This window comes from Nocardioides anomalus (assembly GCF_011046535.1).
Classification (GTDB): domain Bacteria; phylum Actinomycetota; class Actinomycetes; order Propionibacteriales; family Nocardioidaceae; genus Nocardioides; species Nocardioides anomalus.
This window is the reverse complement of record NZ_CP049257.1, coordinates 1,592,812-1,612,118: the sequence shown is the minus strand read 5'-3', so window position 1 is coordinate 1,612,118 and position 19,307 is coordinate 1,592,812. Positions and strand designations below refer to the sequence as shown.

Annotated in this window: 15 protein-coding genes; 6 read left to right on the top strand and 9 right to left on the bottom strand. The window is 73.0% G+C overall.

Annotated elements, in window-relative coordinates:
• Positions 1-996 carry a metal ABC transporter permease gene (locus G5V58_RS08145; protein WP_165230902.1) on the top strand — a complete coding sequence of 332 codons (996 nt, stop codon included), beginning with the start codon at positions 1-3 and terminating at the stop codon, positions 994-996.
• A complete protein-coding gene (locus G5V58_RS08140) occupies positions 983-1,378 on the top strand; it encodes a Fur family transcriptional regulator (protein WP_165230899.1) in 396 nt (131 codons plus the stop codon). Before G5V58_RS08145 ends, G5V58_RS08140 begins: the two co-directional genes overlap by 14 nt.
• A 6-nt stretch (positions 1,379-1,384) precedes the next feature.
• On the opposite strand, the gene G5V58_RS08135 is transcribed toward G5V58_RS08140, so the two are convergent.
• From G5V58_RS08135 to G5V58_RS08120, 4 genes are read right to left on the bottom strand one after another with little or no spacing between them, the layout of a single operon-like run.
• Positions 1,385-3,019, bottom strand: a complete 1,635-nt coding sequence (locus G5V58_RS08135; protein ID WP_165230896.1) for a sensor histidine kinase — start codon at positions 3,017-3,019, stop codon at positions 1,385-1,387.
• Between the two features lie 55 nt (positions 3,020-3,074).
• Positions 3,075-3,866: an isoprenyl transferase gene (locus tag G5V58_RS08130; protein WP_165230892.1), complete on the bottom strand. Its 792-nt coding sequence runs from the start codon at positions 3,864-3,866 to the stop codon at positions 3,075-3,077.
• A gap of 4 nt (positions 3,867-3,870) precedes the next feature.
• Positions 3,871-4,599: a DNA repair protein RecO gene (recO, locus tag G5V58_RS08125; protein ID WP_165230889.1), complete on the bottom strand. Its 729-nt coding sequence runs from the start codon at positions 4,597-4,599 to the stop codon at positions 3,871-3,873.
• Between the two features lie 19 nt (positions 4,600-4,618).
• Entirely contained in the window at positions 4,619-5,485 is an 867-nt protein-coding gene (locus tag G5V58_RS08120) for an alpha/beta fold hydrolase (RefSeq protein WP_230487173.1), read from the bottom strand.
• Between the two features lie 61 nt (positions 5,486-5,546).
• Between G5V58_RS08120 and G5V58_RS08115 the strand changes: the two genes are divergently transcribed.
• Positions 5,547-8,348, top strand: a complete 2,802-nt coding sequence (locus G5V58_RS08115) for a PAS domain S-box protein (protein ID WP_165230886.1) — start codon at positions 5,547-5,549, stop codon at positions 8,346-8,348.
• Positions 8,349-8,366: 18 nt separating this feature from the next.
• Here the strand turns inward: G5V58_RS08115 and G5V58_RS08110 are convergent, their stop codons facing one another.
• Positions 8,367-11,096 (bottom strand): penicillin acylase family protein, encoded by a 2,730-nt coding sequence (locus G5V58_RS08110; RefSeq protein WP_165230883.1) that lies wholly within the window; start codon positions 11,094-11,096, stop codon positions 8,367-8,369.
• Between the two features lie 51 nt (positions 11,097-11,147).
• On the bottom strand, positions 11,148-12,863 hold the full coding sequence (gene leuA, locus G5V58_RS08105; RefSeq protein ID WP_165230880.1) for a 2-isopropylmalate synthase: 1,716 nt from the start codon (positions 12,861-12,863) through the stop codon (positions 11,148-11,150).
• A 154-nt stretch (positions 12,864-13,017) separates the two neighbouring features.
• Between leuA and G5V58_RS08100 the strand changes: the two genes are divergently transcribed.
• A complete protein-coding gene (locus G5V58_RS08100; RefSeq protein WP_165230877.1) occupies positions 13,018-13,164 on the top strand; it encodes a DUF1059 domain-containing protein in 147 nt (48 codons plus the stop codon).
• A 3-nt stretch (positions 13,165-13,167) separates the two neighbouring features.
• On the opposite strand, the gene G5V58_RS08095 is transcribed toward G5V58_RS08100, so the two are convergent.
• Positions 13,168-15,039, bottom strand: a complete 1,872-nt coding sequence (locus G5V58_RS08095; RefSeq protein WP_165230874.1) for a hypothetical protein — start codon at positions 15,037-15,039, stop codon at positions 13,168-13,170.
• Positions 15,040-15,374: 335 nt separating this feature from the next.
• The gene (locus tag G5V58_RS08090; RefSeq protein WP_230487172.1) at positions 15,375-16,334 is read right to left on the bottom strand and encodes a ferritin-like domain-containing protein; all 960 of its coding nucleotides are present in this window, start codon (positions 16,332-16,334) and stop codon (positions 15,375-15,377) included.
• 193 nt (positions 16,335-16,527) lie between these two features.
• On the opposite strand from G5V58_RS08090, the gene G5V58_RS08085 reads away from it, so the two are divergent.
• Positions 16,528-17,760: an Nramp family divalent metal transporter gene (locus G5V58_RS08085; protein WP_230487171.1), complete on the top strand. Its 1,233-nt coding sequence runs from the start codon at positions 16,528-16,530 to the stop codon at positions 17,758-17,760.
• Here the strand turns inward: G5V58_RS08085 and G5V58_RS08080 are convergent.
• A complete protein-coding gene (locus G5V58_RS08080; protein WP_230487170.1) occupies positions 17,757-18,788 on the bottom strand; it encodes a nitronate monooxygenase in 1,032 nt (343 codons plus the stop codon). The genes G5V58_RS08085 and G5V58_RS08080 overlap by 4 nt on opposite strands.
• Before the next feature lie 60 nt (positions 18,789-18,848).
• Between G5V58_RS08080 and G5V58_RS08075 the strand changes: the two genes are divergently transcribed.
• Positions 18,849-19,295 (top strand): flavodoxin family protein, encoded by a 447-nt coding sequence (locus G5V58_RS08075; RefSeq protein WP_165230865.1) that lies wholly within the window; start codon positions 18,849-18,851, stop codon positions 19,293-19,295.
• Positions 19,296-19,307 lie beyond the last annotated feature (12 nt).

The window sequence follows — 19,307 nt, the reverse complement described above, 5'->3', positions numbered from 1 at the left end:
ATGGACCTCTTCACCTACGGCTTCATGCAGCGGGCGCTCATCGCGGCCGTGGTCACCGGCCTGGCCGCACCGGCCGTCGGCACCTACCTGGTTCAGCGCCGGCTGGCCCTCATGGGCGACGGCATCGGCCACGTCGCGGTCACCGGCGTGGCGCTCGGGCTGCTCACCGGCACGTCGCCGACGTGGACCGCGGTCGTGGTCGCGGTGCTCGGCGCGGCGCTCATCGAGCTGATCCGCGAGCGCGGGCACGCCAACGGCGACGTGGCGCTGGCCCTGCTGTTCTACGGCGGCCTGGCCGGCGGCGTGCTGCTCACCGGCATCGGCGGCGAGAGCGCGGCCCGGCTGCAGCAGTACCTCTTCGGCTCGATCACCACCATCTCGGTGAACGACGTGCTGGCCACCATGGTCCTGGCCGCGGTCGTGATCGTGGTCTGCGTGGGGCTGTCGCCGCAGCTGTTCGCGGTGGCCCAGGACCAGGAGTTCGCCCGGGTGGCCGGGCTGCGCGTCCGCGCGTACAACCTGCTCATCGCCGTGCTCGCCGCGGTGAGCGTGACCGTCGCCATGCGGACCGTCGGGCTGCTGCTGGTCTCGGCCCTGATGGTCGTCCCGGTGGCCACCGCCCAGCAGGTCACCCGGTCCTTCCGCACCACGCTCGGCGCGGCCATGCTGCTCGGCTGCCTGGCCTCGCTCGGCGGGCTGGTGGTGGCGGCCTTCGCGTCGTACGAGGCCCGCGTCGCGCCCGGGCCGAGCATCGTGCTGCTCTCGCTGGCCGGCTTCGCGCTGGCCTGGCCGGTCGGCGTGTGGTCGCGGCGGCGGCAGCGGCTGGCCGCCCCGTTCGCGTACGCCGGCACGACGGTCCACGAGGAGGCGACGGCGCACGGGCACGACCACGGGCCGGAGTGCGGCCACCCCGCCGTGCGCCACGGCGACCACGTCGACTACGTCCACGACGGCCACCGGCACGCGCCGCACGGAGAGCACTATGACGAGCACTGACGGCTCGATGCGGCCGACCAAGCAGCGGCGCGCGGTCGTCGAGGCGATGGGCTCCTTCGACGACTTCCGCTCCGCGCAGGAGATCCACGACCTGCTCGGCCGCCGCGGCGACCCGGTCGGGCTGGCCACGGTCTACCGCACGCTGCAGCGGCTGGCCGACGCCGGCGATATCGACATGCTGCGCACCGAGGACGGCGAGGCCGTCTACCGGCGCTGCTCCGACAGCCACCACCACCACCTGGTCTGCCGCTCGTGCGGCCGGACCGTCGAGGTGGAGGGGCCGACCGTCGAGCGCTGGACGCGCGCCATCGCCGACGAGCACGGCTTCTCCGACGTCAGCCACACCCTGGAGATCGTCGGCACCTGCCGCGACTGCGCCTAGGCCGGGCTAGCCGACCACCGAGGGCTCGTCGCGCGGGGCGCGCGGGCGCGGCGGCGGCGCGTCGAGCGGCAGCCGGACGCGGAACGCCGAGCCGCGGCCGGGCTCGCTCTCGACCTCGATCCGGCCGCCGTGGCTGTCCACGATGGCCTTGGTGATGGACAGCCCGAGCCCGATGCCCTGGATGGACTGCTCGGCGGCGTGGCGGGCACGGAAGAAGCGGCTGAAGACGTGGTGGCGGTCGCGGGTGCTGATGCCGATGCCGGTGTCGCGCACCTCGAGCTCGACCCGCTCGTGGGTCACCGCGAGGTCGACCTCGACGTGGCCACCCGCGGGCGTGTACTTCACGGCGTTCGACAGCAGGTTGTCGACGACCTGGCTGAAGCGCTGCGGGTCGACCAGCACGAACAGGTGCTGCGGGATGCGGCACTCCAGGGTGAGCCCGGCCCGCTCGAGCGCGGGCCGCACGGCCTCCGCGGACTGCCGCACCAGGTGGGCGAGGTCGCAGCGCTCGCGCTCGAGGTGCACCAGGCCACGCTCGACCTGGGCCGTCTGGAGCAGGTCCGCGACCAGCCGGTCCAGCCGGTCCACGTTGCGCGCGACCACGCCGAGCTGGTGGCGGACCTCCTCGGGCAGGTCGTCGCGCTCCAGGACCAGCGCGGTGAAGCCGTGGATCGAGGTCAGCGGGGTGCGCAGCTCGTGGGAGACCGAGGCCACGAACTCGTCCTTGACCTCGAGCGCGCGCATGAAGTCGGTGACGTCCTTGTAGGCCAGGGCGGCACCGGCGAAGCGCCCGGCGTCGTCGCGCACCACCCGCGAGGAGACCGAGAGCGCGCGGCGGGTCAGCGGGTCCGCCCCGACCCAGATGAGCTGGTCGTCGAACTCCTCGCCCTGGGTGGCCCGGTGGGTCGGCATCTCGTCGCGGTCGACCAGCGTCTCGCCGTCCTCGTGGTAGACGTCGCCGAGCTGGCCGGCCACCCCGGCGTGCCCGCCGGGGAAGGCCAGGCGCATGAAGTCCTCGTGGCGGCGGTTCTTGTTGAGGTAGCGGCCCTCGCCGTCGAGCAGGACCAGCCCGACGTCGACGGTGTCGAGGATCGCCTCGCTGATCCTGCGCTGCAGCTCGATGGTCTCCTGGCTGCCCCGGACGCGCTCCACCACGCCGGCCAGGGCCAGGGCCACGACCACCGCGATGATCGTGGTGGTGACCAGCCGCGACACCACCACGCCCGACGGGCCGACGTACAGCAGGCCGGGGACGCTCACCAGCCCGACCGTGGCCACGCCGGTGACGACCGCGCCGCGGACGCCGTACACGTAGCCGAGCCAGAGGGCGGGGACGACGACCATCAGGGCCGTGCCGCCGACGGGGTCGAGCCGGCCGAGGCCGATGAGCCCGAAGTCCACGACCAGCAGGGCGAGCCGGCACCACTCGGGCACCCGCCGCCACGGCACGAGCAGGCTGACGACGAAGACCAGGGGCGCCAGGACGAAGCCGATCAGGGGCCCGGTGCGCAGCTCCACACCGCCGATCTGGCGCAGCGCGAGGTCGAGGAGGAAGAGCGCGGTGAAGCCGACCTGGAGCAGGCGCGGGTCACGCGGCTCCAGCCACAGCCGGCGGACCTCCTCGCTCAGGCGGGCCTTCACGTCCAGCAGGCTCCCACTTCAGGGACCCGCGCGCAGGCGTAATGCGGGGGCCGGATCAGGCCCGTCCGTACCGGCGGTTGCGGGCGGCGTAGGTCTCGATCGCGGCCCAGAGGTGGCGCCGGTCGACGTCGGGCCACAGGACGTCGGTGAAGACCATCTCGCTGTACGCCGCCTGCCACAGCATGAAGTTGGACAACCGCTGCTCCCCCGAGGTGCGCCAGACCATGTCGGCGTCGGCCTGCTCGGGCACGTAGAGGTGGCGCGCGACGGTGCGCTCGTCGATCTTCTCCGGGTCGAGCCGACCGGCCGCGACCTCGCGGGCGATCGAGCGCACGGTGTCGGCCAGCTCGGCCCGCCCGCCGTAGTTGACGCACATGGTCAGCGTGAGCACGTCGTTGTCCTTCGTGAGCTCCTCGGCGACCTGGAGCTCCTTGATCACCGAGCGCCACAGCCGGGGCGCCCGACCGGCCCAGCGGACCTTGACCCCCAGCTCGTGCATCTCGTCGCGGCGGCGGCGGATCACGTCGCGGTTGAAGCCCATGAGGAAGCGGACCTCCTCGGGCGAGCGGGTCCAGTTCTCGGTGGAGAACGCGTACGCCGAGACCGCCTCGACCCCGATCTCGATGGCGCCCTCGACCACGTCGAACAGCGACGACTCGCCCGCCTCGTGCCCCCGGGTGCGCGGCAGCCCCTGCTGCTTGGCCCAGCGGCCGTTGCCGTCCATGACGATCGCGACGTGCCGCGGCACCAGCTCCGCCGGCAGCTCCGGCGGGCGGGCGCCCGAGGGGTGCGGGGTCGGCGGGCGGACGGCCCGGCGGGTGGGGCTGTCCTTCGTGGCGCGGCGCACGGGCTCAGCGTTCCACGTAGGCCAGCGAGCGCAGCCCCCGCTCGACGTGCCAGGCCAGGAACGCCGCCACGAGCGTGCTGGCCTCCTTGAGGTGGCGCGGGTCGGCGGCCTCGACCACCGGCCACTCGCCGGCCAGCAGCGCGCCGAGCACGACGATCGTCCCCGCGGCCGGGCTCGCCGATCCCGGCACCCGGCAGGTGGTGCACAGCATCCCGCCGTACGACGGGTTGAACCAGCGGTGCGGCCCCTCCAGACCGCAGCGGGCGCAGTGCTCGAACGACGGCGCGTAGCCGGCCACCGCGAGCGAGCGCAGCAGGTAGGAGTCGAGGACCTGGCCCGGGCGCCGCTCGCCGCCGACCATCGCCCGCAGCCCGCCCACGAGCAGCAGGAACTGCTGGGTCGACGGCTGCTTCTCCTCGGTGACCAGCCGCTCGGCGGTCTCCAGCATCACCGTGCCGTTGGTGTAGCGCTCGTAGTCCGCGCCCAGCGGCGCCGCGAACGCGTCGTGGGTCTCGGCCTGGGTGACCGTGTCGAGGTTGCGGCCCTCGGCCAGCTGGACGTCGACGTGGGTGAACGGCTCGAGCCGCGAGCCGAACTTCGACGTCGTGCGCCGCACGCCCTTGGCCACCGCGCGCACCCGCCCGTGCTCCCGGGTCAGGAGCGTGATGATGCGGTCTGCCTCACCCAGCTTGTGGGTGCGCAGCACGATCGCCTCGTCGCGGTACAGCGGCACCGCACCATTCTGCCCGGCGTCAGGTCGTGCGGGCCGGACGGCGGCGGCGCGTCGGCTCGGTCTCCCAGACCTCGAGGGCGAACGCCGCGGCCTCGTGGTCCAGGCGCTCGGGGGCGACGCGCCACTCCAGGATGCTGCGGGCGCGCACGAACCGGGCGTTCGGCAGCTCCTCGGCCAGCATCGCGGCGTCGGCGGCGGGGTGGATGGGGTCGGCGGGGTGGCCGACGACCAGGGCCGGTACGGCGATCTGGCGGCGCCGGCGCGACGACGGCGCGATCCGGCCGAAGAACAGCCCGTGCACCACCGCGGCCACCGAGGCCGAGCGCTGGTCGAGGGTGTCCAGGAAGATCCCGGCCCAGAACGGCACCAACCCGCGCGGGATCGGCCGGGTGACCAGCCGCAGGCCGTCCACGGTGAAGGGCAGGAAGCGGGCCGCGAACATCAGCGGCGCGAAGGCCAGGATCCCGGCCTCCACGGCGTTGTCGAGCACCGGCATCTCGCAGATCAGGCCGCGGACCCGATCCGGGGCCAGGTCGGCGACCTCGAGCGAGACGTTCGCGCCGAGCGACGTGCCGCAGATGACGGCCTCCGGCGCGCCCAGGTGGTCGAGCAGCGCGACGACCTGCTCGGCGAAGGCGGACATGGAGTAGACGAGGGGGTCCGCGGGCCGGTCCGAGCGGCCGTGGCCGAGCAGGTCGAGGGTCACCACGTGCAGCCCCTCGGCGGCCAGTGCGCGGGCCAGGGGCTGATGCATCCGGCGCGGCATCAGCTGGCCGTGGAGCAGGACCACCCAGCGCTCGCCAGCGCCGTACTCGGTGTACTCCAGCCGGTCGCGCCCCGAGCCCGCGTCGACGAACAGCTGGCCGATGCGTTCGGAGACCAACACGGGCGCCACCTTATGTCGGCGATATCACCCCTGAGGGGTGGATGTGACCGAGACTGATCCGGTGACGCCCGCCGACCGACCCCTCGGCTGGGCGCCGGCTGTCGCCCTGCTCGTGGGCGCGGCCGGCGCCGCGGCCGCTGCCGTGCGCCTCGCGCCGGCCGGTCAGTCGGTGGCGACGTTCTGGCCCGCGGCCGGGCTCGGCCTGGTCGCGGTCGTGCTGAGCCCCCGGGCGCGCTGGAAGGTGCTGGTCCCCCTGCTGGCCGTCGCGATCGCGGTCGGTGACCTCGTGGTCGGCCGGGGGGTGCGCATCGCGGTGCCCCACGGCGTGGTCGAGGGGCTGGCGCTGTTGCTGGCCGCGCTGGTCCTGACCTACGGCGGGCGACGGCAGCCGGCGCTGGAGGAGCAGGAGCAGTTCGTCCGGCTGCTGGCCAGCGCAGCCGTCGTCGGCGGCGCCGTGGCGCTCGGCGGCGCGGTCGTGTCCCGGGTGGTCGACTTCGACCCGGTGCTGCCGCCACTGGCCGCGACCTTCGCGGCCCACGCCGCCTCGGTGCTGGTGCTCGTGCCCCTCGCGGTGGTCCGCGCTCAGCGCTGGGCCGGTAACCGCGCCGAGCTCGTGCTGCAGGTGCTGCTGCTCGCGGGCGCGTCAGCGCTCACCTTCGTGCCCGGCGCGAGCGCCACGCTCACCTTCGCCCCGGTGCTGTTCCTGGCCTGGGCCGCGCTCCGCTTCGACCTGAGGGTGGCCTGCGCCCAGCTGGCCCTGTTCAGCGTCTTCGTGACCGCGCAGACCGCTCTCGGGACCGGGCCGTTCGGCGACGGGATCGAGGCCGACGCCTTCACCGCCCTCACCGGCGGCGCGCTGACCCAGGGCTACCTGGGCTTCGCGGCCCTGCTGGTGCTGCCGCTGGGCATCGCCATCCAGCGCAACACGCTGCTGCTGGAGCGGATCACCACCGACGGCCGGCTGTTCCGGCGCAACTTCACCGAGTCCCTGCTCGGCATGGCCTTCCTCGAGCCCGACGAGACCGGGGCCGACCTGGTCATCGTCGACCTCAACGACACGGCGTTGGACATCCTGGGCCGCACCGAGGAGTCGCTGCTCGGCCTGCGGATCAGCGAGGTCCTCGACGTCGGCCCGGAGTACGCCGCCGCGCTCCCCCGGCTCGTCGACGGCAGCCTGGAGGGCTGGCGGGTCGAGGGCGCCCTGCGCTCACGCGCCGGCCGGGTCACCCTCCAGCTCTCCGCACTCGGCGGCGACAGCGACGAGGCGACGTTCTTCGCCGCCCAGCTGCTCGACACCACCGCCGAGCACGACGCGCGCCACGGCCTGGAGGCGGCGCAGACGCTGACCAACGCCACCCTCGACACCACCAACTGCATCATCATGGTCACCGACACCGACGGCATCGTGGTGCGCGTCAACCAGGCCACCTCCGCGATCACCGGCTACCGCGAGGACGAGCTGCTCGGCCGCAAGGTGTGGGACACCGGCATCACGCCGGCCGACGCCGCCGACGTGGAGGCCCTCTTCACCTGGCAGGACCGCAGCGGCGCACCGATCGTCCGCGAGTCCGACGCCCTGACCCGCTCCGGCGAGAAGCTGCGCATCGTCTGGAACACCAACATCGTGCGCGACGACCGCGGCGAGGCGATGTACGCCGTCATGACCGGCATCGACGTCACCGCCGAGCGCACCACCGCCGGCCTGGTCAACCACCTCATGGAGGCCTCGCTCACCACCGCGATCATCGGCGTCGACACCGCCGGGCGGATCTCGGTGGCCAACTCCGGCCTGCAGCACCTGCTCGGCTACGAGCGCGGCGAGCTGGTCGGCGAGCCGTTCCACAAGCTGCTGAAGCCCCACGAGCTCCTCGAGCGCACCGGCGCCGACACCCTCGACGGCGCGTTCGACGTCCTCGTCCGGGGCCTCGGCCGCGACGGCGAGACCCGGGCCCGCGACTGGACCTGGGTGGCCAAGGGCGGCGGCGAGCAGCTGGTCTCGATGACGCTCTCGGTGGCCCAGGACGCCTTCGCCGCGCAGACCGGCTACCTCTGCGTGGCCCGCGACGTCACCGAGCAGCGGCACAGCCAGGAGATGCTCATCGCCGCCCTGGACAAGGAGCGCACCGCCGTGGAGCGGCTCCGCTCGCTCGACCAGGCCAAGAACGAGTTCGTCTCCACCGTCTCCCACGAGCTCCGGACACCCGTCACGAGCATCGTCGGCTACACCGAGATGATGTCCGACGGCTCGATCGTCGAGCCCCTCCCCGAGCAGCTGCCGCTCCTGGAGACCATCAACCGCAACGGCCAGCGGCTCATCGCCATGATCAACGACCTGCTGATGCTCTCGGGCCTGGACAGCGACTCGGTGGCCTGGCGCCACGACCCCGTCGACCTCGCCGCCACCGTCGGCCCCATCGAGGACGCCATCCGCCCGCTGCTGCACGGTCGCCACCTCACCTTGGAGACCGACCGCCCCACCGGGATGGTCCCCGTCCTCGGCGACCGCGCCCAGCTCGAGCGCGTGATGATCAACCTGCTGTCCAACGCCGTGAAGTTCACCGAGGACGGCGGCACCGTCGCCTTCACCGTCGGCACCGACGGCGACGACGCCGTCATCACCGTCCGCGACACCGGCATCGGCATCCCCGCCGCCGAGCAGGCCGAGCTCTTCCAGCGCTTCTTCCGCTCCTCCACCGCGCAGGTCCGCCAGATCCAGGGCACCGGCCTCGGCCTCTCCATCGTCGCCGCCATCGTCTCCGGCCACGGCGGCACCATCGAGGTCGAGTCCGAGCACATGCAGGGCTCGACCTTCACCGTCCGGCTCCCCCTCGCCCCCTCGGAGCGGCTGACCCGCGCGGTGTGAGGAAGCGGGACGCCCGCGTCAGCGGTGGCCGAAGAAGCTCACCACCTGCTGGAAGGTCGGGCGGTTCTGCCAGTCGATGGGGCGCACGCCGACGATGCCGGCGGTGTTGGCGCGGATGTCGTCCTGGGTCTTGTCGTAGGTCAGCTGGTTGACGCTGCTCTTGCCCTGGTCGGAGAGCACCCGGGCCACGGCGGCCGCGAGCGAGGCGCGCAGGGTGGTGCGGCACGCCGCCAGGGAGCCCTGGCCGCAGTAGCCCGTGGAGTACGGCGCGTCGACCTTCTTGCCCAGCACCGTGCGCAGGTCCTTGGACAGGTAGCCGTACCAGGCGATGCCGTTGAACGACGAGCCCTGGCCGGAGCGCGGGTGGTCGTCCAGGCCCTGGGGCAGCTTGCGGACCAGGCCACCGAGGCGGTCGCCCATCACGTCGTAGGCCACCGACCGGGAGCCGGACTCCCACCAGGCGTCGAAGAGCGCGATGGCGGCCTGGTCCTCGTAGGTGCCGTTGCGGTCGCGGTCCACGCGCATCGCGCCGTCGCGGAGCCAGCCCTTGAGCAGCGTGGTGACGGGTGCGAGCTGCGGATCCTTGCCGATGACCTTGAGCAGCCACGGCAGGGTGTACGCCGCACGCGAGTCCGCGGTGGCGCCGCCGGCCATCACGCCGACCAGGCCGGGGAGGTCGATCTTGCGCTTGCCGCGGATCTGGTGCTGCAGCCGCTTCTCCAGGGCCTGCGAGCGGTAGACCGGCCCGTAGCTCCAGGTGTCGTCGGCGGCGGCGAAGCCGGGCGCGGGCTTGTTGTTCCAGCTGACCAGGTAGCCGCGCTGGGGGTCGGTCTGGTGCACGTGCTTCTTGAACGGCAGCCACCCCTTCCAGTCGAAGCGCCGACCGGCCCAGTGCGGCAGGTCGGGCTCGACCTTCTTCGAGCGCTTGGGCAGCAGCCCGGAGGAGAAGTAGGAGATGTCGCGGTCGTCGGCGTAGAACCAGTTGAACGTGTAGTCGATCTGACCGGCCGCCTGCTGGAACGACGCGGCGTCGTGCACGAAGCCGGGGTCGTTGAAGAGGCCGAAGCCCAGCACGGAGTCCACCTCGTGGCCGTACGTCGAGCGCTGCAGCACCAGGGCGACGGGCTTGCCCTTGACCGTGGTGCGCTGCTGGACGATGCCGTGGCGGGTGCGCAGCACCTGGAAGCGGTACGTCGTCGCGGGGGCGGGCGCCGTGAAGTTGGGCGTGGTCGTCTCGGTGTGCACGTCGGACTGCATCGGCACGCACGCGCCGTCGACCCGGTAGCCCGTCGAGGTCACCGACGGCTTGGAGCCGTCGGCGTTGCAGAGCCGCTCCACCACGGTGTCGACCACGTCGCTGCCGGCCGAGGTGGCGGACCAGGCGTAGTCGACGCCGCGGCCGAGCTGCACGAACAGGTTCGCGCCGGCGAAGGCCACGCCGCGCGCCTGGATGCCGGGACCGTTGAGGACCTGCTCGACGAGCAGCTGGGGCGCGAAGTAGCCGGTCTGCGGACCCATCACGGCCAGCGGCTTGCCCGTCTTGGACTCCTTGCCGGACACGAGCAGCGCGTTGCTCATCCCGTGCGCGCCGAGCTGGGACAGGTCGACGTGGACCCCGCCGGGCAGGTCGAGCGACGGCTCGGCCCCCGACGGCGCGGGCGCCGAACCGCGCAGGGTCGCGCCGGTGCCGGGCGCCGTCGGGCCCTTGAGGTCCGGTAGCGCCACCCCGGGCAGCGAGGGGTTGAACGGCTTGGCGTCGTAGGTCGTGCGGCGGGTGGCCGTGGTCGGCGCCTCGGGGTCGTTCTCCTCACGCAGGTCGGCGTAGATGCGCAGGGCCCGCTGCTGGCCGAACTTCTTCTTCAGCGCCTGCCACCACGCGGCGTTCGCGGTCTCGCCGCCGCCGCCCTTGCCGAAGATGCCGCCGACCAGCGAGGCGACGTAGACGATGTCGGCCCGGGTCCAGGCCGTCGGGGTCTTCTGGAGGCCGACGTACTCCGCGGGGCACGTGGGCGCGGCGACGGTCGGGCACAGGTCCTGCTGGGCCTGGTTGATGCCGGCCAGGAACGCGTCGACCCCGCTGAGCAGCCGCGCGCCGTAGGGACCGGCGTCGGCGGCCGCCGCGGCGACCTGCGCCTCGGCCTCCGCGGGCGTGTAGAAGGCCGAGCGCAGCTGGCTCTGGTCCATCGCGACGTTGCCCGGGGTGTTGCCGGTGAACTCGGCCATCCGGCCCGCGCCGGTGTGGCGCAGCACGTCCATGAGGAACATCCGGTCCTGGATCGCGGCGTACCCCGCGCCGAACTCGGTGTCCTCGAACGTCGCGCCGGTGATGAACGGGACCCCGTAGGCGTCGCGCTGGATCGTCGTGCCGGCCCGCGGCGTCTGGGTGCTCACCACGGTCGCCGGGGTCAGGTCGGCGCGCTTGTAGAGCCGGTCGAGGTCGCCCGGGTCGATGCTGCCCGGCGTCTGGCGCGTCAGCGCGTCGTACATCTCCAACTGGTCGGCCGCGTTGGTCGGCTTGCTCGGCGTGGCCGTGCTGCCGCCGAGCGCGGCCAGGTCGAGCGGCGTGACGTTGCCCCGCGAGCCCGGCGGCAGGATGTTCCACAGCGTGCCGAAGGAGTCGGCCCTGGCCGTCGGAGCGGGCCGCCCGGTGGTCCCGGTGTCGTCGGCGACCGCCGTCGGGGCCGTGGTCGCCACCAGCGCTCCCGCGGCGAGGAGACCGACCAGACCTGCGGCAGCGCGTGACCTCATCGCGCGAGCGTACGACGCGCTGCCGACAGCGCCTAGGACCTCCCCGTCGGCTCAGCCCGCGGCGCGGTTGACCGCGCTGATCACGGCCTTGAGCGAGGCGGTGACGATGTTGGCGTCCACGCCCACGCCCCAGTAGACCGAGTCGCGCACCAGGCACTCGACGTAGGCCGCGGCCAGGGCGTCGCCACCGGCCGAGAGCGCGTGCTCGGCGTAGTCGAGCACGCGCACGTCGAGCTCGTGGGGCAGCCCGTTGATGGCCCCGACGAAGGCCGAGAGCGGGCCGTTGCCCTCACCGTGCAGCGAGGTGAGCTCGCCGTCGACGTAGACGTTGACGTCGAGGGCGTCCTTCTCCCCCGCCGCCGAGGAGGTGTGCACCGAGTTGAGCTTGAGCGGGACCTCGCGGTCGAGGTACTCGGCGCGGAAGACGCTCCAGATCTCGTCGGGCGTCATCTCGCCGCCCTCGGCGTCGGTGCGCTCCTGGACCACGCGGCTGAACTCGATCTGCGCGCGGCGCGGCAGGTCGAGCTTGTGCTCGGCCTTGAGGATGTAGGCCACGCCGCCCTTGCCGGACTGGCTGTTGACGCGGATCACGGCCTCGTAGGTGCGGCCGACGTCGTGCGGGTCGATGGGGAGGTACGGCGCCTCCCAGGGCAGCTGCCCGACGGGGACGCCCTGCTCGGCGGCCTGCCGCTCGAGGTCCTCCAGGCCCTTCTTGATCGCGTCCTGGTGGGAGCCGGAGAACGCCGTGTAGACCAGGTCGCCGGCGTACGGGTGGCGCGGGTGGACCGGCAGGTTGGTGCAGTACTCCACGGTCCGGCGGACCTCGTCGATGTCGGAGAGGTCGACCTGCGGGTCCACGCCCTGGCTGAACAGGTTCATGGCCAGGGTGACCAGGTCGACGTTGCCGGTGCGCTCGCCGTGGCCGAACAGGCAGCCCTCGACGCGGTCGGCGCCGGCCATCATGGCCAGCTCGGTGGCGGCGACGGCGGTGCCGCGGTCGTTGTGCGGGTGCAGGCTGATCACGGTGTTCTCGCGCCGGGTCAGCTGGCGGCCGAACCACTCGATCTGGTCGGCGTACACGTTGGGCGTCGCGACCTCGACGGTGGCGGGCAGGTTGAGGATGATCTCGCGGCCGTCCTCGGGCTGCCACACGTCGGTGACGGCCTCGCACACCTCGACCGAGAACGGCAGCTCGGTGGAGGTGAAGATCTCGGGGCTGTACTCGTAGCCGATGACCGTGGTGTCGAGGTAGCTCTCGATCCCCTTCAGCACCGCCTGGGTGCCGCGGACCGCGATGTCCTTGATCTCGTCCTTGCTGGCCCGGAACACCACGCGGCGGAACAGCGGCGCCAGCGCGTTGTAGAGGTGGATGTTGGCCCGGGGTACGCCGACCAGGGACTGCACCGAGCGCTCGATGAGGTCCTCGCGCGCCTGGGTCAGCACCGAGATCGTCACGTCGTCGGGGATGTGGTCGCCCTCGATGAGCTGGCGCACGAAGGAGAAGTCGGTCTCGGAAGCGCTGGGGAAGCCGACCTCGATCTCCTTGTAGCCCATCTTCACCAGGAGCTCGAACATCGCCATCTTGCGCGCCGGGCTCATCGGGTCGATGAGGGCCTGGTTGCCGTCCCGCAGGTCGGTGGAGAGCCAGCGCGGCGCGGCGGTGATGGTCTTCGACGGCCAGGTGCGGTCGGGCAGGTCGATCGGCGCGAAGGGCCGGTAGCGCCCGAACGGCATCGGGCTGGGCTGCTGCGGAGGGATCGTGGTCATGGCGTGTCCTCTGTCGGCCCACGGGGGCCAGGTGGTCGGGGCGCCGGCCGCGCACACGCACTCCGCAGCGAGGGGGTCCGGCTGTGCTCAGACCTCGCTGCGGCAGCCAAGGAGGAGGCGTCGCGTCATGACCCGCTCACCCTACAGTGGCGGGATGAAGACGCGCATCCAGTGCCCGTGCGGCGAGACGATCGTCGGCCAGGACGAGGACGACCTGGTGGAGCTCACCAACGCGCACCTGAGCGAGCAGCACGACGGGCGCACCTACGACCGCGACATGATCCTCATGATGGCGACCTGAGGGTCAGCGCTTCTTCTTCCGCTTGACCTTGCCCGTCCACGTCGCCGGCGTCGGGTCACTCAGTCCAGCAGCCACGGCGCGCACCGCGAACGTGTGCTTGCCCGCCTTCAGCTTGAGCCTCACCCCCGACGTGCACGCGGCGTACGCACCGCCGTCCACGCTGCACTGGAACGTCGCGCCGGGCGTTGTGGAGGTGAACGCGAAGACGATCTTGGCCTTCTTCTTTCGGGTCTTGACCTTCGACCCCGGCGCCTTCGTGAGCGTGGTGTCCGGCGCAGCGACCGAGCGGTACGTCGCGGAGGTGGTCGAGCACGCAGAGTCGTCGCGGCCGACCGCACTGGCCTTGGCGTAGAGGGTGGTGGTCGCGCCGGCCGGGACCTGGGCAGGGATGCCGGCGCCCGCGAAGGCCGCCGCGCTCCCGCTGCCGAGCGGCGTGCCGGTGCACGACGCGTTCGGGAAGAGCCAGACCGTGGAGCCCGGGTCCGCGCTCCCGACCACGCTCGGCGTCACGGACGTGCCCTGGGTGGCCGGACTCGTGCCGCGCACGGTCGGCACGGGCACCCGGGTGCCCGTGACCGGACTGAGCGAGACGTCGTCGACCAGCATGTTGGTCACGCCCTCACCGCCGTTGCGGTAGCTGAACGCGAGCACGTGGCCGGTCCCGTCGGCGTACGCCGACAGGTCCACGACCTGCTTGGTGTACGCCGGGTCGGCCACGGTGCTCTCGGTGATCGTGCGCACCGTCCGGCCGTCGACCTGCACGAGCAACTGGGCGTCGTACGGCGCGCTCACGTCGCTGTTGCGGTACCAGAACGTGAGGGCCACGGCACCGCCCGCCGGGAGCACGACCGACTGGCTGACGCTGCCGGTGTGCCCGGCGTCGGGGAACCCGCCGAACCACACCCAGGCCTTGCCGGAGCGGGGCGCGCTCTCCGACCCGGGCGTGTAGATCGAGCTGGTCACGACCGGCGTGCCGGCGAGCGAGTCGGCGGCTGTCCAGAAGGGCGTGACCGCGGGGTTGCCGCTGGCCGCCTCGAAGCCGCCGTCGGGGAGGTCCGCGGTGTAGGCGAGGGGCGCCGAGCAGGCCGAGACACCGCCGGCGGCGTTCGTGGCGGTGGCCCGGTAGGTGGTGGTCGAGCCCAGCGTCACGGTGAGCGGCACGCCGGCGCTCAGCGCGCTCGCGCTGACCGTGGCGACCGCCGTGCCGGTGCACCCGGAGGTCGTGTAGAGCCGCACCGTCGAACCGCTGTCGGACGTGCCTCGGATCACCGGGGAGGTGGAGGGGTTCGGACTGGTCGGCGTCACGCTCGTGAGTCGTGGGACCGCGGGCGGCGCGGTGTAGGTCAGGCTCACGTCGTCGATCGACATCACCTTGGTGCCGCTGGTGGTGTTGGCGTAGACGAACGCGACGGTGTGGCTGGCGCCGTTGGCGTACTGCGAGAGGTTCACCGTCTGCTGGGTGTACGACGCCTGCGCGCTCGAGCCCTCGGTGTGCGTCTTCACCGTGGTGCCGTCGACCTGGACGCGCACGGTGGCGCAGGCACAGGAGCTGACCGCCTGGTTGGCGTACCAGTAGGTCAGCAGCGCGGTCCCGCCCGACGGGAAGGTCACCGACTGGCTGACGCTCGCGTTGTGGGGGGCGGTCGAGGGGCTGCCCCCGAAGGCGACCCACCTGCTGCCGCCGTGCGGCGAGACGCCGTTGCACGTCGAGGTCGAGCACAGGGGCGAGCCGCTGCGGCGGTTGTCCGCCTCGGTCCACGAGGGGCTGTTCAGCGGGTTGCCGGTGGCGTTCTCGAAGCCGCCGTCACCCAGCAGCTCGGCGGCGCTGGCCGGCGCGGCCGCGAACGGCGCGAGCACCACCAGCGAGGTGGCCACCAGGGCGGCTCCGCACGCGGCGGCACAGCGTCTGACCAGCGACATCGGCTCTGCTCCCCCATGATCCCCACGAGCAGCCGCGACGGCACAGCCCTGGTGACCAGTCTGACCGACGCCGGGCGGTGGACCAATGGCCCGGTCGCGTCATACCGCCCTAGGTATCTCGGGTGGGGTGCACGAACGGGGGCCGGCCGAGTGGCCGACCCCCGCCGTGCGGTGGATCACGCCCGGATGGCCTTGACCGCCGGGCGGTGCGGGTGGGCGACGAGCCACGCGGCTCGAGCCAGGACCGCGACCCAGATCAGCAGGGCCAGCACAGAGAGGGCGGCCATGGATCAGGCCGTCTTCTTGCTGCGGGTGAAGGTGCCGTTGGTGCCCTTCGGGAAGAAGCCACCGCGTCCCTTGGCCTTGGTGGTCAGGTAGGCGATGTTGTGCACCTGGAACGGGTCACGCGAGTAGGTGATGCCGTTCTTGTCGGTCGGGACCAGGTTGGCCGTGGTGGCGTCCCCGATGCCCTGGTCGATGTCCTTCTTGCCGTCGAGCGAGTCGCGGGCGTCGGACAGCTTCTGCACCTGGGCCTGGAGGCCCTTGGAGTACAGCGCGCTGCGCACGATGCCGGCGTGGTAGGCCTCGACCGAGAGGATGCCGGCGGCAGCCTCGAGGTAGGTCTTGTTGCTGATGAGCGGAGCCGCACCCTTGTAGGCCGTCACCCCGACGTCCTCGAAGAGGAAGGCCGCCAGCAGGAAGCTGTCCTCGTCCAGGAACGGGTTGAAGGTCTGGCCGGCGGTGATGAGACCGGCCGCGGTCGCGGCCGCGGTGAAGCTGCCCTGCAGGTCGATCGCGGGGCGGGCCACCTTGGCCGAGCCGAGCGCGGTGCGCAGGAACTTCACGTGGTCGAGCTCGTCGCCGGCGATCTCACGGGCGTACGCCGCGATGGCCGGGGTCTTGAACGGCACCGCGGAACCGCCCACGACACCGCCCTTCTTGCCCTTGCCGCCGGTGAGCTTGGCGGGCAGGCCCTGGCCGTAGACGGCCAGGTTGTAGAACTCCGCCTCGAGGTACTCGAGGTTGAGGGCGAAGTTGAGGATGGCGCCGTCGCTGATCTTCGGCGCGGCCTCCGCGGCACCGCCGAGGGCGCCGACCGTGGCGGTGGCCCCCACGACACCGAGGCCGGTGGCTCCGGCGGCCCGGAGGAAGGACCGGCGGTCCGCCTCGTTCTCCGCGCTGCGGTTGATCATGTCCTTCATCACTGCTTTTCCGAACACGCTGATCTCCAGTTCTGACGGGATGGGCACGGACATGCGTGTGCCACGGGTGGGGTTCGGAGTGCTGCGGGTCACGGACTGGTCGAAATCCACTTTCACCCGTCGGGGTGGGGGATCGGGCCGCATGCTGAGAAAGGACCACCCATCCGGTTCCAGGGCGGCTCCGAACTGCTCATGCCGAGGTCCGCGGAGCCGCCGCCGGACCGGCCCGCGGGAGGTCCCGGTGTTCCAGGAGCGCAGCCGCACCATCCCGCGCGCGTTGGTCAAGGGCCCGCTGCCCCTGCTCGGCCCGGCGTTCGTCACCGCGATCGCCTACGTCGACCCCGGCAACTTCGCGACCAACCTGACCGCCGGCTCGACGTACGGCTACCTGCTGGTCTGGGTGGTCGTGGTGAGCAACCTGATGGCGATGCTCATCCAGTACCTCTCGGCCAAGGTCGGCATCGCGACCGGGCTGAGCCTGCCGGCCCTGTGCCGCGAGCACTTCCCGCGGCCGGTGACCCGAGGGCTGTGGGTGCAGGCCGAGGCGGTGGCCATCGCGACCGACCTGGCCGAGGTCGTCGGCGGCGCGCTGGCGCTCAAGCTGCTCTTCGGGCTCCCGCTGCTGGTCGGCGGCACCATCACCGCCGCGGTGGCCTTCGCGCTGCTGGTCCTGCAGACCAAGGGCCACCGGCCCTTCGAGGTGGCCATCACCGGGCTGCTCGCCGTCATCCTCATCGGCTTCCTGTACGACGTGGCGCGGTCCGGGCTCGAGCCGCTGGCCATCGCCTCCGGGACGGTGCCGCGCCTGGACGGCCCGGACTCGCTGCTGCTGGCCACCGGCATGCTCGGCGCCACGGTGATGCCGCACGCGATCTACCTGCACAGCGCGCTCACGTCGCGGCGCTACGCCCGCCGCACCGAGCCCCAGCGGCGCGCGCTGCTCTCCAGCCAGCGCGCCGACGTCGTCACCGCGATGACCATCGCCGGCGTGATGAACCTGCTCCTGCTCGTGGTCGCCGCCGCGGCCCTGCGCGGCGGGGCGCCGGTGGACACCATCGAGGGCGCGCACGCGGCGTTCGGCGCGAGCCTGGGCTCGGGGGCGGCGCTGCTGTTCGCGCTGGCCCTGCTGGCCTCCGGCTTCGCCGCCTCCTCGGTCGGCACGCTCGCCGGCCAGGTCGTCATGGAGGGGTTCCTGCGCCGCCACCTCCCGCTGGTCCTGCGCCGGCTGGTCACCCTGGCGCCGGCTCTCGTGGTCCTGGCCATCGGCGTCGACCCCACCCGCGCGCTCGTCGTCTCGCAGGTGGTGCTGTCCTTCGGGATCCCGTTCGCCCTGGTGCCGCTGGTCCTCTTCACCCGCCGGGCCGACCTGATGGGCACCCTGGTCAACCGGCGGCTGACGACGCTGGTCGCCTCCGCGGTGGCCGCGGTGATCATCGCGCTCAACCTGGTGCTGCTGCAGCAGACACTGCTCTAGGACGCCTGGCCGGCCAGGTCGCGAAGGACCTCCCCCGCCGGCCGCTGGGTGGCGTTCCGGTAGCCCGCACCGGCCCACAGGTTCACGTGCTCGGGGTCGCCGGCCGCGGCGGCCGCGCGTCGGATCGGCGCGGTGAGGTGGTGCAGCGCCGGGTAGCCGAGCGGCCCCCGACCGTCGTACGCCGCGAGGAAGGCGTTGCGCAGCCCGCCGGCCGGGCGGCCGCTGAACGCATGCGTGGTCACGGGCGCACCGCGGTCGGTGGCCAGGCCGGCGCGGTGCGCGGCGCTGGTGCCGGCCTCGGGCGTGCGCAGGAGCAGGGTGCCGACGGCGACGGCCTCGGCGCCGGCGGCGACGGCGGCCCGGACATCGTCGGGTCCGCCCGTCCCCCCGGCGGCCAGCAGGGCCAGTCCGGGGAGGGCGGCGCGGACCGCCCGGACCAGCGTCGGCAGGTCCGGGGCCACCGGCGGGCGGCGCGGGGTGAAGGTCCCCCAGTGCCCGCCGGCGCTGCGCGCCTGCACGGCCAGCCCGTCCATCCCGGCGCGGGCGCCCGCCCGGGCCTCCTCGACGCTGGTCACGGTCTGCACCAGCGCGCAGCCGGCCCTCCGCAGGGCGGCCGCGGACGAGCCGTCCGGCAGCCCGAAGGTGAACGACACCACTGGCGGCGCGGCGGCCACCAGCACGTCGACCTTGTCGTGCCACGCGTCGTCGTCCTCGCGCGGAGCCGCGGGCAGCTCGACGCCGAACCGCTCGGCCAGCGGCTGCAGCGCGAGCCGGTAGGCGGCGTACGCCGCGGGGTCGACCGGCAGCGGGCTGGGCGCGAACAGGTTGACGCCGTAGCGCTCCACCCCCGCCTCGCGCACCTCGCGCACCCGGTCGGCCAGCGCCTCGGCGCCCAGGTAGCCGCCGGCCAGGAAGCCCGCCGACCCGGCCGCGCTCGCCGCTGCGACCAGTGAAGGCGTGCTCGGTCCACCGGCCATCGGCGCCGCCACCACCGGCAGCCGGCTCCCGAGCACCTCCAGCAGGGTCACGGCCCTAGCCTGGCACCGTGCCGCGCCCTGCTCGTCGTCCACCACGCCCCGACGCCGAGCGTGCAGCGACTCGCCGAGGCGGTGGTGGCCGGGGCGCACGACGACGCGCTCGAGGGCGTCGAGGTCGTGGTGCGCCCGGCGCTGGCGGCCGGCGCGGACGACGTGCTGGCCGCCGACGGCTACGTCCTCGGCACACCGGCCAACTTCGGCTACATGTCCGGCGCGCTCAAGCACTTCTTCGACACCGTCTTCCTCCAGGCCGGCGGCGCGCTCGGCGAGGACGGGTCGGCCGCGGGTGGCGAGCCCGGGGTCCGCAAGCCGTTCGGACTGTGGGTGCACGGGCGCCACGACACCACCGGCGCGGTCCGCTCGGTGCTGAGCATCGTGGCGGCGCTGGGGTGGACCCAGGCGGCCGACGTGCTCGAGGTGCTGGGCGACGTCGGCGAGGCCGACGAGGCGGCCGGCTACGAGCTGGGCGCGACCCTGGCGGCTCTGCTGATGGGCTGACCGGCGGCTCGG

Coding starts and splice junctions, on each gene's coding strand:
- G5V58_RS08145 (WP_165230902.1), top strand. CDS start 1: ATGGACCTCTTCACCTACGGCTTCATGCAGCGGGCGCTCATCGCGGCC.
- G5V58_RS08100 (WP_165230877.1), top strand. CDS start 13,018: ATGAAGACGCGCATCCAGTGCCCGTGCGGCGAGACGATCGTCGGCCAG.
- G5V58_RS08140 (WP_165230899.1), top strand. CDS start 983: ATGACGAGCACTGACGGCTCGATGCGGCCGACCAAGCAGCGGCGCGCG.
- G5V58_RS08110 (WP_165230883.1), bottom strand. CDS start 11,096: ATGAGGTCACGCGCTGCCGCAGGTCTGGTCGGTCTCCTCGCCGCGGGA.
- leuA (WP_165230880.1), bottom strand. CDS start 12,863: ATGACCACGATCCCTCCGCAGCAGCCCAGCCCGATGCCGTTCGGGCGC.